The sequence below is a fragment of the Rhizobium sp. BK196 genome (genome assembly GCF_014193255.1).
In the GTDB taxonomy this organism is placed as follows: domain Bacteria; phylum Pseudomonadota; class Alphaproteobacteria; order Rhizobiales; family Rhizobiaceae; genus Rhizobium.
This window is the reverse complement of sequence record NZ_JACHZB010000005.1, coordinates 339208-352242: the sequence shown is the minus strand read 5'-3', so window position 1 is coordinate 352242 and position 13035 is coordinate 339208. Positions and strand designations below refer to the sequence as shown.

Genomic DNA, 13035 nt, shown 5'->3' with positions numbered 1-13035 from the left:
CGGCGTTCCGCTCTTCGGCGTGAGGTGGTTGCCGCCTGCTGTGGCCTTAATGGCTATGGTGGCGTCGTCATCACCACGCTGTTGGCACCCGTCGCCAGCGCGACCTTGCGCTAACTGTGAGCTTAAACGATGCCGCCGCCTTTCCCGAGCCGCCGACCGCTTCAGAGGCGGCACCGAAATGCCCGCGATACAACCCTGAATATTTGCTTCGACCGTGGGGTTTTCTTGCCGAACACCCCGCACCGACCGCGCTATCCAGCTGTTTCATTGCGAATATTTCATGTTTTTCGGCCGCATTTCCGTGCCATCGTCAGGGCATCGGTAATGTTGGGTTCATCTTCGGCATGATTATCTCATCACGCAGGGCTGATACGGCGAAGCATATATCGAGGATTTGATGGACAATTTGGAGGCTGGCAAAGAGACCGGTTCCGTAACAGGCGCAAATGCCGACCTGGCTGCCGTGCTGGTCGCCAGCCGGCAGAGCAGGGGGCGTCGCTGGCGCGGACGCCTCATCGTTCTGGTGCTCTTGATCCTCGCGGCCGCCGCCGCTGCCTATTTCTCCATCGGCCGAGGCCAGGCCGAGGTCACTTACACGACCCAGCCGGTCAAGCGCGGCGACCTCACAGTGCTCGTCACCGCCACGGGCTCCGTCCAGCCGACCGAACAGGTTGATATATCGAGCGAATTGTCGGGCACGATGCGCGACGTCAATGTCGACTATAACAGCACCGTCAGGGCAGGCGATGTTCTGGCTGTCCTCGATACTAACAAGCTGGAAGCCGATGTGAAGAGTTCGCGTGCCAAGCTCAACTCGGCAAAGGCCAATGTGGTCAAGGCGAACGCTGATTTGGAATCGGCTGCGACCTCGCTCGACCGCCTGAAGAGCCTCGTGAAAAGTAACGTCTCCACCCAGCAGAGCCTTGACGACGCAACCTACAAATATGACTCGGCAGTCGCCGCCAAGGATATCAACGAGGCGGAAGTGCTGGCCTCAGAGGCAGACTTGCAGCTTGCCGAGGTCAATCTCGGCAAGGCGAAGATCGTTTCGCCGATCGATGGCGTAATTCTGACCCGCTCGGTCGATCCGGGTGCGACCGTTGCTGCCTCGCTCTCGGCGCCTGTGCTGTTCACCATCGCCGGCGATCTCAAGAAGATGGAGCTTCAGGTAGATGTCGATGAAGCCGATGTCGGCCAGATCGCGGTCGGCCAGAAGGCGACCTTCACGGTCGACGCTTATCCAGGCCGCGCCTTCCCTGCCGTGATCGAGCAGATCCGCTTTGCCTCCGAAGTCGTCAACAATGTCGTCACCTATAAGGCGGTTCTCTCGGTCAACAATGCGGACCTGCTGCTGCGCCCCGGCATGACGGCGACCGCCGATATCACCGTTGAAGCCGTCAAAGATACATTGATGGTGCCAAATGCGGCCCTGCGTTACGCTCCGCCGCAGGCGGAAGGCCGTGGCGGCCGTGGTATCTTCAGCCTGTTGCGCCCGCCGCGTCCGTTCCGCAGCGGTGGCGGCGGTGATGTCAAACTGACCGGCACGCAGCGCCGGGTCTGGGTGCTGCGCAACGGCCACCCCGCAGCCGTCGTGATCCAGGTCGGCTCCTCGGATGGCCAGTTCACCCAGGTCACCTCGGGCGAGCTTACTGAAAAGGATGCTGTTATCACCGATGCTGCGACGCGCACCAATTGACGGGAGCCGATGATGGAACGCCCGCCGCTTCTGGAATTCAGGCAGGTCTCGAAAATCTACGGCGAGGGCGCTGCAGCAATCCGTGCGCTCGACCACGTGGATCTTTCGATCCGAACGCATGAATTTGTCGCGATCATGGGGCCGTCCGGCTCAGGCAAGTCGACGGCGATGAACATACTCGGCTGCCTCGATGTGCCAACCTCAGGCGACTATGTTTTCCAGGGTATTTCGACGAGCGGCTTTGATCGCGGCCAGCTGACGCTGCTGCGCCGGCATATGCTGGGTTTCGTCTTCCAGGGCTTCAATCTGCTGTCGCGTACCTCTGCCGTGGAGAATGTCGAACTGCCGCTGATCTATCGCGGCCTGGCGGTCGGCGAGCGGCGCAAGCGGGCGAGGGAGGCGCTCGGCCTCGTCGGCCTGTCGGGCAGGGAACATCACAAGACGCAGGAACTCTCAGGCGGCCAGCAGCAGCGTGTGGCAATCGCCCGCGCCATCGTCACCGAACCGGCCTTGCTGCTCGCCGACGAGCCGACCGGCAACCTCGATACCAAGACCAGCATCGAGATCATGGATCTGATGACGCGGCTGAACCACGAACAGGGCATCACCATCGTCATGGTCACGCACGAGCCTGATATTGCTGCCTATGCAGGTCGCCTGCTGCGTTTCGTCGACGGCAAGTTGGAAACCGAAGTAGAGCATCAGCGGAGGGCGGAATATGTTCTTTGAAACGCTGAAGCTCGCTCTGCGCGCGATCAGCCGCAATCTGCTGCGCTCCTTCCTGACCGTACTCGGTGTCGTCATCGGCGTTGCCGCAGTCATCGCGCTTGTCACGATCGGCAACGGCACGACGGCGCAGGTTTCGACCGAGCTGTCACGTCTCGGCACCAACATGCTTTTCGTGCGCCCCGGCCAATTCGGTCCCGGCCGCGCAAGTTCCGAGGCACGGCGCTTCACGCTGAAGGATGTCGAGGCGATACGCGATCAGGTTCCGGGTCTGCGGGCGGTTGCGCCCTCCAACCAGTCGACGGCAACCGTCATCTTCGGCGGCCAGAACCATTCAACCACGGTCTATGGCACGACCAACGACTATTTTGTCGCACAGGACTGGGATCTGGCGCTTGGCCGCAATTTCACGCCGGCAGAGGAGCGCGGCCAGTCGCGCTGCATCATCGGCGAGACCGTGCGCGAGCAGCTCTTCGGGGCTGCGGATCCGACCGGCCAGGTGATCCGTGTCGGCAAGGTTTCCTGCCCGGTTATCGGCGTCATGGCAAAGCGCGGCCAGTCCGGCATGGGCAACGACCAGGACGATGCCGTCATCATGCCGGTCAAGGTCTTCCAGCGCCGCATCAGCGGCACCTCCAATGTGCCGACGATCCTCATCTCGGCGCGAGACGGCGTCTCGACCTCAAAGGTACAGGCCGATGTCGAGAACCTACTGCGTGAACGCCGTAAGATCATCCCCGGTCGCCAGGACGATTTCAACGTCAATGACATGACGCAGATCGCCGAGGCCATGACCGGCACGACCACGCTGCTGACGGGCCTGCTTGGAGCGGTCGCTGCCGTCAGCCTGCTCGTCGGCGGCATCGGCATCATGAACATCATGCTGGTATCGGTGACGGAGCGCACGCGCGAGATCGGTATCCGTCTTGCGATCGGCGCACTTGAAAATCAGGTGTTGACGCAATTCCTGGTCGAGGCCGTCGCCCTGTCGCTCTTCGGCGGCATAGCCGGCATCATGCTCGGCCTGACGCTGGCCTACGGTACGGTCAACTTCCTCAATGTACCTTTCGTGGTCAGTCCGCTCATCATCTTCATCGCCTTCATCTTCTCAGCGGCGATCGGCATGATCTTCGGCTTCTTTCCGGCCAGGCGGGCTGCACAGCTCAATCCCATCGAGGCGTTGCGCCACGAGTAGCGAAAATGCGCTCGTGCGCGGCATGGCTTTGATATATCAGGATAACTTGTCTTCGGCATTCAACCGTGCCAGTATTGATATATCAGCCTCGGATTCGCCCGCATGCAGGAATCGCTAAGCCATCTCGCCTATCTGGCACTAGAGCACGCCATCGTGACCCTGGCTTTGGCGCCGGGCGCGTTGGTAACGGAAAAGCAGCTTATCGATCTTGCTGGCCACGGCCGCACGCCGGTGCGGGAGGCAATCCAGAAACTTGCCTGGCAGGGGCTAATCCTGGTCAGGCCGCGTGTCGGTCTGCAGATCGCAGAAATTCACGCTGAAGACCACGCCAATGTCATGCAGGTGCGCCGCAAGTTGGAGCCGATTGCTGCGGCTCTGGTGGCAGATACGGCCAACGAGGAGCAGAGGGGACGGCTTGCTGCCTGCGCGCGCGCGATGGAGGAATGCGCTGTCCGCGGCGATCTCGCGGGCTTCTTCGCCGCCGACAAGGCCTTTGACGAGATCCTGGAGGACGCTTGTCCGAACAGCTTCATGATCGCTGCATTGGGGCCGGTGCAGACCCATTCCCGCCGTCTTTGGTATTCGACCGCCAATCCGGAACGGATGGATCGCTCCATCTCCCTGCATGTTACTGTCATTAAAGCCATTCATCAGGGCGAGGCCGAGCAGGCGCGCGAGGCCATGGCCGACCTCATCGATTATCTGAGCCAAAAATAGAAACGGCCCCATTTCCGGAGCCGTTGCCTGTGGATCGGGATTACAGCCTCAGCCGACGAAGGCGCGCTCAATCACGAATTCAGCGGGCTTGCTGTTGGCGCCCTCGTTGAGGCCGGCCTTTTCCAGAAGCTCCTTGGTGTCCTTCAGCATGGCGGAAGAACCGCAGATCATGCCGCGGTCGACAGCCGAATCGATCGGCGGCACGCCGAGATCGGTGAAGAGCTTGCCCGAGGAAATCAGGTCGGTGATACGGCCGCGATATTCGAAATCTTCGCGGGTGACCGTCGCATAGTGGCGCAGCTTGTCGCCGACGACTTCCTGGAGGAGTTCGTCGTTCTGGATCTCGTGGATGAGATCGAAGCCGTATTTCAGCTCAGATATCTCGCGTGTCGTATGGGTGAGGATGACCTCATCGAACTTCTCGTAGGTCTCCGGATCGCGGATCAGGCTCGCGAAGGGTGCGATGCCGGTGCCGGTCGAGAACATGTAGAGACGCTTGCCGGGCGTCAGCGCATCGAGAACAAGCGTGCCTGTCGGCTTCTTGCGCATCAGCACCTGGTCGCCCGGCTTGATGAGCTGTAGGTGCGAGGTCAGCGGGCCATTCGGGACCTTGATGGAGAAGAATTCCAGTTCTTCAGCCCAGGCCGGGCTTGCGATCGAATAGGCGCGGAAGACCGGCTTGCCTTCAACCATGAGGCCGATCATCGCAAACTCGCCCGAACGGAAACGGAAGCCATCTGGCCGGGTCATCGTGAAACGGAAGAGCCGGTCAGTGTAATGCGTCACGCTCAGCACCGTCTCGGCGTAAACGCCGGCGGGAGTGGCGGATGCGAATTCTTCGGTCTTTGCGGGTGCGTTCATTTCGATATCGGGCTCGTCGTTCGCAGGATAATCAGGGCATGCGAGGCAGATATTACAAAACCCCGCTAAATTAAAGGCAATCCATTCCATCGCATGCCTGGGGAGCGAAATATGCATGTCACGGTCAGGATTCACTGGCCTGTGGCGAACTGTCGCTTTTGCGCTGGCTAAGCTATTCAAAGGATGCATATTAGGCAAAAAACGACGCCCGCCGCGACGCGGGCGCGACAGGTAGTACGGGGGAACATGAAGATTTTCAATTACAAGCGCGTTCCATACGCGGAAATGCGCGCATTTTCCGTCCATATTCTGACGGCATCCGGTTCCTTTCTCGCGTTTCTCGGCGTGGTAGCCGCCGCCGAGCACCGCTTCATCGACATGTTCTGGTGGCTGGGCCTGGCACTTCTGGTCGACGGTATCGATGGGCCGATTGCCCGCAAGGTGCGCGTCAAGGAAGTGCTGCCCAACTGGTCTGGCGATACGCTCGACAACATCATCGATTACGTGACCTATGTGCTGCTCCCGGCCTTTGCTCTCTACCAGAGCGGTATGATCGGCGAACCCTGGTCCTTCGCCGCCGCCGGCATGATCGTCGTGTCGAGCGCCATCTACTATGCCGATATGGGCATGAAGACGGAGGAGTATTTCTTTTCCGGTTTCCCCGTCGTCTGGAACATGGTGGTCTTCACGCTCTTCGTCATGCATGCGAGCGAGATGACGGCCTTTATCGTCGTCACCGTCTCCGTGATCCTGACCTTTTTGCCGATCAACTTCCTGCATCCCGTGCGGGTCCAGCGCCTGCGCCCGCTGAATCTCGGCATCTTTCTGCTGTGGTCAGCGCTTGGCGCCTATTCGCTGTTGATGCATTTCGACATGCCGCAATGGACCGTCGTTCTCTTCATTGTGAGCGGCATCTACCTTTACGTTATCGGTGCCGTGCTCCAATTCTTCCCGGCGCTTGGACGTAAATGAGGTAGACTGAGATGACAAAGACGAAGGCGGTTTCTTTCTCCAGAAACGGTGGTCCCGAGGTTTTCGAATATGTCGATATCGATCTGCCGCCGCCATCCGCGGGTCAGGTGCAGATCCGCCAGCAAGCGGTCGGGCTGAATTTCATCGATGTCTATTTCCGTGACGGCACCTACAAGGCGCCGCATCTGCCTTTCGTGACCGGCAAGGAAGGCGCCGGCGTCGTCACCTCCGTTGGCCCCGGCGTGACCGATTTCGCCGTGGGCGACCGCGTTGCTTATGCGGGCTCTGATGGCGCCTATAGCGCCGAGCGCAATATCGAGACGAAACATCTGGTGAAGGTGCCCGAGGGCGTCAGCCTGGAAACCGCAGCCGCCATGATGCTGAAGGGCATGACGGCGGAATATCTACTGAACCGCACCTTCAAGGTCGGCCCTGAGACAGTATTGCTGTTCCATGCCGCAGCCGGCGGCGTCGGTCTCATCGCCGGCCAGTGGGCAAAGGCGCTCGGCGCAACCGTCATCGGCACGGCGGGTTCGGCCGACAAGGTCCAACTGGCGCTCGATCATGGCTATGACCATGTCATCAATTACAAAACTGAGAATTTCGCCGGGCGCGTGCGGGAGATCACCGGGGGCAAGGGCGTCGACGTGGTTTATGACTCGATCGGCCGAGACACTTTCCCACACTCGCTGGATTGCCTGAAGCCACGCGGCCTCTTCGCGTCCTTTGGTCAATCTTCGGGCGCGATCGAGAATTTCACGATGGCGCACCTCGCCCAGAGGGGCTCTCTCTATGCCACGCGCCCGACGCTCTTCACTTATATTGCCTCGCGTCAGGAACTGACCGATTGTGCAAACAATCTATTTGATGTTGTGCAGAGCAACAAAGTGCGTATCAATATCAACCAAACCTATCCGCTGCGTGAGGTTGGGCGGGCGCACGCGGATCTGGAAACAAGAAAAACAACCGGAACGACGCTGCTGATTCCATGAGATCCAAAAGGACCGGTCGGCAGAAGAAATGAGGGGAACGTGTCGCCATTGAATGTGCCGGCTTCCGGCGCGTTGTTATCGGTGCAGAAGCTGACGAAATTCTTCGGTAGCTTTGCCGCCTGCAATGAAATCGATCTCGATATAGCGCCGGGCGAAATTCATGCGCTCCTCGGCGAAAATGGCGCAGGCAAATCCACGCTGGTCAAGATGCTGTTTGGCGTTCTGGAGCCGACGGGCGGCCATATCCTCTGGGAAGGCAGGCCAGTCACGATCAGCTCGCCGGGCGAGGCCCGCAGGCTCGGCATCGGCATGGTCTTTCAGCATTTTTCGCTGTTTGAGGCACTGACTGTTGCCGAAAATATCGCGCTTTCGCTTGATGACAGGATTCCGATCGGCAGGATCGCCGAGGAGGCGAGGGCACTGTCTGCGGCCTATGGTCTGCCGCTCGATCCGCATGCGCATGTCGCCGATCTCTCGGTTGGCGAGCGCCAGCGCATCGAGATCGTCCGCGCGCTCTTGCAGAACCCGAAGCTCATCATCCTCGACGAACCGACATCGGTGCTGACGCCGCAGGAGGCCGACAAGCTCTTCGAAACCCTCTTCAAGCTGCGTGCCGAGGGGCGCTCCGTCCTCTATATCAGCCACCGCCTGGAAGAGGTGCAGCGTATTTGCGATCGCGCCACCGTGCTCCGCCACGGCCGTGTGACCGGCGCCTGCGATCCGAAGCAGGAAACCCCCGCCTCTCTCGCCCGCATGATGGTCGGCAGTGAGGTGGCGGCAGTCACCCATCCCGAGCGTAGCGATAAGGGCGACGTGCAACTCGCCGTTTCGAACCTCTCCGTTGCTGCACGGACGCCCTTTGCCATGCCGCTGCGCGATGTTTCGATGAGCGTGCGCTCCGGAGAAATCCTTGCCATTGCCGGTGTTGCGGGTAATGGCCAGAGTGAACTCTTCGATGCGCTGTCGGGCGAATATCCGGTGTCGTCGGCCGAAGCGATCGTGATCCGCAAGAAGCCTGTCGGAACGCAGGGAATCACGGCCCGCCGCCTGCTTGGTGCCGGCTTCGTGCCGGAGGAGCGGCATGGGCATGCGGCCATTTCCACCATGAAACTTTCCGACAACCTCGTGCTGGCGCGCAGCCAGTCGGACCGCAAGGCCTTTCTCGGCGTTCTCGGCATCATCAGGCAGGGCGCGGTGAAATCCGCTGCACGGCGCATCTCAGAGGCGATGGACGTGCGCAAGAGTGGCGATGATCCCGCCGCGGGTTCGCTCTCAGGCGGCAATCTGCAGAAATTCATCGTCGGCCGAGAGCTTGATCGCCAGCCGGCCGTTCTTGTCGTAAATCAGCCGACTTGGGGTGTTGATGCCGGTGCTGCAAGCCGCATCCGCCAAGCGCTTGTGGATCTGGCAAAAGCGGGCTCCGCCGTCGTCGTCATCAGCCAGGATCTCGACGAAATCTTCGAGGTGGCGACAGATATTGCTGTCATTTCCGAAGGACGCCTTTCAAAACCCTATGCGGCAGGTGAACTCACGCGCGAGAAGATTGGCCTGCTGATGGGCGGACTGCATGAAGGCAAGCATGCCGCGGAGGCCGCTGATGCGCATTGAGCTTGAAAAGCGCCCGCAGGTCTCGAAGCTCTACGCCTTCGTTTCACCGCTCCTCGCTCTCGTCCTGACGCTGATCGCAGGCGCGATCATGTTCGCAATGCTAGGCAAGGATCCGGTCGAGGCACTGGATGCCTTCTTTCTCGAGCCGCTTCTGGAAGTCTGGTCGCTGCACGAATTGGCGGTCAAGGCAGCACCGCTGATCCTGATCGCCGTCGGTCTCGCCGTCTGCTATCGCTCCAACAACTGGAATATCGGCGCCGAAGGTCAGTTCACCATCGGCGCGATCACCGGCTCCTATATCCCGGTCATCTTCTACGACTGGCATTCCCCGCTCGTGCTGCCGCTGATGCTGATTCTGGGTGTACTCGGCGGCGCGCTGTTTGCCGCCATTCCGGCGTTGCTGAAGGCGCATTTCAACACCAATGAGATCCTGACATCGCTGATGCTGGTCTATATTGCCCAGCTCTTTCTCGACTGGCTGATCCGCGGCGCATGGCGTGATCCGAAGGGCTTCAACTTCCCGGTCTCGCGGGACTTTGCGCCGGAGGCGATCGTGCCGGCAATCTGGGAGGAGTCCGGCCGCGCCCATTGGGCCTTCATTTTCGCGATCGTCGCAGCTGTTCTCGTCTGGTTCATGATGCGCTTCACTCTGAAGGGCTTCGAAGTCGTCGTGCTCGGCCAGTCGGAACGGGCAGGGCGCTTCGCAGGCTTCTCGTCGAAGAAGATGATCTGGTTCAGTTTCCTCTTTTCCGGCGCGCTGGCGGGCCTTGCCGGTATTTGCGAGGTTTCGGGCTCGATCGGCCACCTGCAGCCGGCGATTTCGCCTGGCTACGGCTTCACCGCCATCATCGTCGCCTTCCTCGGTCGTCTCAATCCGCTCGGTATCATTGCTTCTGGTCTGGTGCTGGCGCTGACCTATCTGGGCGGTGAGGCGGCGCAGCTTTCGATCGGTGTTTCGGACAAGGTCACCCGCGTCTTCCAGGGGCTCATCCTTTTCTTCGTGCTCTCCTGCGATACGCTGATCTATTACAAAATCCGCATCGTCTGGTCGCGGGTGAGGGGCAGCGTGGCATGAGCATCTTCGAAGCCATTCTTCTGACTGTCATCACCGCCTCCACGCCGCTCGTCATCGCAGCGCTCGGCGAACTCGTGACAGAGCGCTCGGGCGTCCTCAATCTCGGCGTCGAGGGCATGATGATCATGGGTGCTGTCGCCGCCTTTGCCGGCGCGCAGATCTCGGGCTCACCCTATATCGGCATTATCTGCGGCATTGCCGCCGGCGCGCTTTTTTCACTGCTCTTCGCCTTCCTGACACTGACGCTGGTGGCAAACCAGGTGGCGACCGGCCTGGCGCTGACCCTTCTCGGCCTTGGTGTCTCCGGCCAGCTCGGCGAACCCTATGTCAGCGTCCCCGGCATTCAACTGAAAGAGATCGTCATCCCGCTCCTGTCCGATATTCCCTTTATCGGTCCGGTTCTCTTCAAGCAGGACCTGATCTTCTACCTATCGATCGCCTTGCTCCTTGGAGTGAGCTGGTTCCTGTTCAGAAGCCGCTCCGGCCTGAAACTCAGGGCGATCGGCGACAGCCACGGTTCTGCCCACGCACTCGGCATTCATGTCATCCGAACGCGCTATCTGGCGGTGATGTTCGGCGGTGCCTGCGCGGGTCTTGCCGGCGCGCAGCTTTCGCTGGTCTATACACCGCAATGGGTGGAGAACATGTCGGCGGGACGCGGCTGGATCACGCTTGCGTTAGTGGTCTTCGCCTCCTGGCGCCCGTGGCGGGTCTTTGCCGGTGGTTATCTCTTCGGAGCGGTCACGATCCTGCAGCTTCATGCGCAGGCCTTTGGTCTCGGCATCCCCGCGCAGTTCCTCTCGATGCTGCCCTATGCCGCGACTATTGTGGTTCTCATCATCATTTCTCATAATCGACGCACGACGTTGATCAATACGCCCGCGTCGCTTGGAAAAGCCTTCGTACCGGAGCGATAGAACAAGAACATCGAGACGGGTTTTCGGAATAACTTCAAACCAACAGGGGTCACTATGAAGAAGTTCGCACTCACACTTGCCGCATCGGCCGCAGCCGTGATCGGCATATCCTCCGCCGCCGCGGCAGCGGACAAGACGAAGGTCTGCTTCGTCTATGTCGGCGCCCACAACGACGGCGGTTATTCGCAAGCGCACGATGTCGGCCGCCAGCAGGTGCAGGCAGAGTTCGGCGACAAGATTGAAACACCCTATCTCGAAAACGTGCCGGAAGGCCCGGATGCCGAGCGCGCCATCGAGCGCCTTGCCCGCTCCGGCTGCCAGCTGATTTTCACGACGTCCTTCGGCTTCATGGACGCGACAGTCAAGGTTGCCGCCAAGTTCCCGAAGGTCAAGTTCGAGCACGGAACCGGCTACAAGTCCGGCCCGAACCTCGCGACCTACAATTCCCGCTTCTATGAAGGCCGTTACATCCTCGGCCAGATCGCCGCCAAGACCTCGAAGAATCACGGCGCTGCCTACATCGCCTCCTTCCCGATCCCGGAAGTGGTCATGGGCATCAACTCCTTCGAGCAGGGTGCAAAGTCAATCGATCCGAGCTTCAAGCTCAAGGTTATCTGGGTCAACACCTGGTTCGACCCGGGCAAGGAAGCAGACGCTGCCAAGGCCATGATCGACCAGGGCGTCGACGTGCTGACCCAGCACACCGACACCACCGCGCCGATGCAGGTTGCCGAAGAACGCGGCATCCACGCGTTTGGTCAGGCATCCGACATGATCGCAGCCGGTCCGAAGGCTCAGCTGACGGCGATCGTCGATACCTGGGGCAACTACTACTCCAAGCGCGTGCATGCCCTTCTCGACGGCACCTGGAAGTCCGAGCAGAGCTGGGACGGCCTGAAGGACGGCATCCTCAAGATGGCGCCCTACACGAATATGCCTGACGACGTGAAGAAAATGGCTGAGGAAACCGAAGCCAAGATCAAGTCCGGCGAACTGCATCCGTTCACCGGTCCGATCAACAAGCAGGACGGCACGCCTTGGCTGAAGGCCGGCGAAAAGGCCGATGACGGCACGCTGCTCGGCATGAACTTCTACGTCGAAGGCGTGGATGATAAGCTGCCGGCACAATAAGCAGATTTTGTAACTCGCAGTTGCGAAAAGGCGCTCTGAAAAGAGCGCCTTTTTTGCTGCGGTGCATACCAAAATGCGCATTTACAAAAGTAATACTATATGATTTTTTGACCCTGCGCCGCGAAGAAGCGGCATTGGGAGAGGAAATCATGAAATTGAAGACTGCACTTTTGAGTGCCACGATTCTGGCTGCCTGCATGTTCGGTTCGGCTTCGGCTGCCGGCTTGACCGTCGGCTTCTCGCAGATCGGGTCGGAGTCGGGCTGGCGCGCGGCTGAAACGACAGTGACCAAGGAACAGGCCAAGAAGCGCGGCATTGATCTGAAGTTTGCCGATGCGCAGCAGAAGCAGGAGAATCAGATCAAAGCTTTGCGCTCCTTCATTGCTCAGGGCGTCGATGCCATTCTCATTGCTCCTGTTGTCGAAACCGGCTGGGACGACGTTCTGAAGGAAGCTAAGGAAGCCAAGATTCCGGTCATCCTTCTCGACCGTACCATCAAGGCTCCTGACGATCTCTATCTGACGGCGGTTACATCCGACCTGGTCCATGAAGGCAAGGTCGCAGGCGACTTCCTGGTCAAGACCGTCGGCGACAAGAAGTGCAATGTCGTCGAGCTGCAGGGCACGACCGGTTCATCGCCAGCCATCGCCCGCAAGAAGGGCTTCGAAGAGGCTCTTGCCGGCCACGACAACCTCAAGATCGTTCGCAGCCAGACCGGTGATTTCACCCGCACCAAGGGCAAGGAAGTCATGGAAAGCTTCCTGAAGGCCGAGAATGGCGGCAAGAATATCTGCGCGCTCTATGCCCATAACGACGACATGGCCGTCGGCGCCATCCAGGCCATCAAGGAAGCCGGCCTGAAGCCGGGCAAGGATATCCTCGTCGTCTCCATCGACGCCGTGCCCGATATCTTCAAGGCCATGTCTGAAGGCGAATCCAACGCCACGGTCGAGCTGACGCCGAACATGGCAGGTCCGGCCTTCGATGCGCTCGATGCCTACCTGAAAGACAAGAAGGCTCCGCCGAAGTGGATCCAGACCGAGTCCAAGCTCTATACGCCGGCTGACGACCCGATGAAGGTCTACGAAGAGAAGAAGGGTCAGGGCTACTGATTTGAACCTCGAACCGCACCGGTCCATCTTGGA

The 13035-nt window shown here is 60.0% G+C and carries 12 protein-coding genes; 11 read left to right on the top strand and 1 reads right to left on the bottom strand.

The window, feature by feature from the left end:
- Positions 1-397: 397 nt before the first annotated feature.
- The 4 genes from FHT78_RS19125 to FHT78_RS19110 all read left to right on the top strand — a co-directional run bounded on the left by FHT78_RS19125 (position 398) and on the right by FHT78_RS19110 (position 4334).
- Entirely contained in the window at positions 398-1696 is a 1299-nt protein-coding gene (locus FHT78_RS19125) for an efflux RND transporter periplasmic adaptor subunit (RefSeq protein WP_183747351.1), read from the top strand.
- A 12-nt stretch (positions 1697-1708) separates the two neighbouring features.
- Complete coding sequence (locus FHT78_RS19120; protein WP_183747611.1) at positions 1709-2425, top strand: ABC transporter ATP-binding protein; 717 nt, start codon at positions 1709-1711, stop codon at positions 2423-2425.
- Positions 2415-3617 carry an ABC transporter permease gene (locus FHT78_RS19115; protein WP_183747348.1) on the top strand — a complete coding sequence of 401 codons (1203 nt, stop codon included), beginning with the start codon at positions 2415-2417 and terminating at the stop codon, positions 3615-3617. Before FHT78_RS19120 ends, FHT78_RS19115 begins: the two co-directional genes overlap by 11 nt.
- A 102-nt stretch (positions 3618-3719) precedes the next feature.
- Positions 3720-4334: a GntR family transcriptional regulator gene (locus FHT78_RS19110; protein ID WP_183747345.1), complete on the top strand. Its 615-nt coding sequence runs from the start codon at positions 3720-3722 to the stop codon at positions 4332-4334.
- A gap of 48 nt (positions 4335-4382) precedes the next feature.
- On the opposite strand, the gene FHT78_RS19105 is transcribed toward FHT78_RS19110, so the two are convergent.
- On the bottom strand, positions 4383-5195 hold the full coding sequence (locus FHT78_RS19105; RefSeq protein ID WP_183747342.1) for a ferredoxin--NADP reductase: 813 nt from the start codon (positions 5193-5195) through the stop codon (positions 4383-4385).
- Between the two features lie 246 nt (positions 5196-5441).
- On the opposite strand from FHT78_RS19105, the gene pcsA reads away from it, so the two are divergent.
- The 7 genes from pcsA to ytfQ all read left to right on the top strand — a co-directional run bounded on the left by pcsA (position 5442) and on the right by ytfQ (position 13002).
- Positions 5442-6167 carry a phosphatidylcholine synthase gene (gene pcsA, locus FHT78_RS19100; RefSeq protein ID WP_183747339.1) on the top strand — a complete coding sequence of 242 codons (726 nt, stop codon included), beginning with the start codon at positions 5442-5444 and terminating at the stop codon, positions 6165-6167.
- An 11-nt stretch (positions 6168-6178) separates the two neighbouring features.
- Positions 6179-7159, top strand: a complete 981-nt coding sequence (locus tag FHT78_RS19095; protein ID WP_183747336.1) for a quinone oxidoreductase — start codon at positions 6179-6181, stop codon at positions 7157-7159.
- 39 nt (positions 7160-7198) lie between these two features.
- Positions 7199-8767: an ABC transporter ATP-binding protein gene (locus FHT78_RS19090; protein WP_183747333.1), complete on the top strand. Its 1569-nt coding sequence runs from the start codon at positions 7199-7201 to the stop codon at positions 8765-8767.
- Positions 8757-9842, top strand: a complete 1086-nt coding sequence (locus FHT78_RS19085) for an ABC transporter permease (RefSeq protein ID WP_183747330.1) — start codon at positions 8757-8759, stop codon at positions 9840-9842. Before FHT78_RS19090 ends, FHT78_RS19085 begins: the two co-directional genes overlap by 11 nt.
- Complete coding sequence (locus FHT78_RS19080) at positions 9839-10759, top strand: ABC transporter permease (protein ID WP_183747326.1); 921 nt, start codon at positions 9839-9841, stop codon at positions 10757-10759. The genes FHT78_RS19085 and FHT78_RS19080 overlap by 4 nt, the downstream gene beginning before the upstream one ends.
- Positions 10760-10813: 54 nt before the next feature.
- Positions 10814-11890, top strand: a complete 1077-nt coding sequence (locus tag FHT78_RS19075; protein ID WP_183747323.1) for a BMP family ABC transporter substrate-binding protein — start codon at positions 10814-10816, stop codon at positions 11888-11890.
- Between the two features lie 149 nt (positions 11891-12039).
- Entirely contained in the window at positions 12040-13002 is a 963-nt protein-coding gene (ytfQ, locus tag FHT78_RS19070; protein ID WP_183747320.1) for a galactofuranose ABC transporter, galactofuranose-binding protein YtfQ, read from the top strand.
- The last annotated feature ends 33 nt before the right edge of the window (positions 13003-13035 follow it).

Coding starts and splice junctions, on each gene's coding strand:
- FHT78_RS19125 (WP_183747351.1), top strand. CDS start 398: ATGGACAATTTGGAGGCTGGCAAAGAGACCGGTTCCGTAACAGGCGCA.
- FHT78_RS19120 (WP_183747611.1), top strand. CDS start 1,709: ATGGAACGCCCGCCGCTTCTGGAATTCAGGCAGGTCTCGAAAATCTAC.
- FHT78_RS19115 (WP_183747348.1), top strand. CDS start 2,415: ATGTTCTTTGAAACGCTGAAGCTCGCTCTGCGCGCGATCAGCCGCAAT.
- FHT78_RS19110 (WP_183747345.1), top strand. CDS start 3,720: ATGCAGGAATCGCTAAGCCATCTCGCCTATCTGGCACTAGAGCACGCC.
- FHT78_RS19105 (WP_183747342.1), bottom strand. CDS start 5,195: ATGAACGCACCCGCAAAGACCGAAGAATTCGCATCCGCCACTCCCGCC.
- pcsA (WP_183747339.1), top strand. CDS start 5,442: ATGAAGATTTTCAATTACAAGCGCGTTCCATACGCGGAAATGCGCGCA.
- FHT78_RS19095 (WP_183747336.1), top strand. CDS start 6,179: ATGACAAAGACGAAGGCGGTTTCTTTCTCCAGAAACGGTGGTCCCGAG.
- FHT78_RS19085 (WP_183747330.1), top strand. CDS start 8,757: ATGCGCATTGAGCTTGAAAAGCGCCCGCAGGTCTCGAAGCTCTACGCC.
- FHT78_RS19080 (WP_183747326.1), top strand. CDS start 9,839: ATGAGCATCTTCGAAGCCATTCTTCTGACTGTCATCACCGCCTCCACG.
- FHT78_RS19075 (WP_183747323.1), top strand. CDS start 10,814: ATGAAGAAGTTCGCACTCACACTTGCCGCATCGGCCGCAGCCGTGATC.
- ytfQ (WP_183747320.1), top strand. CDS start 12,040: ATGAAATTGAAGACTGCACTTTTGAGTGCCACGATTCTGGCTGCCTGC.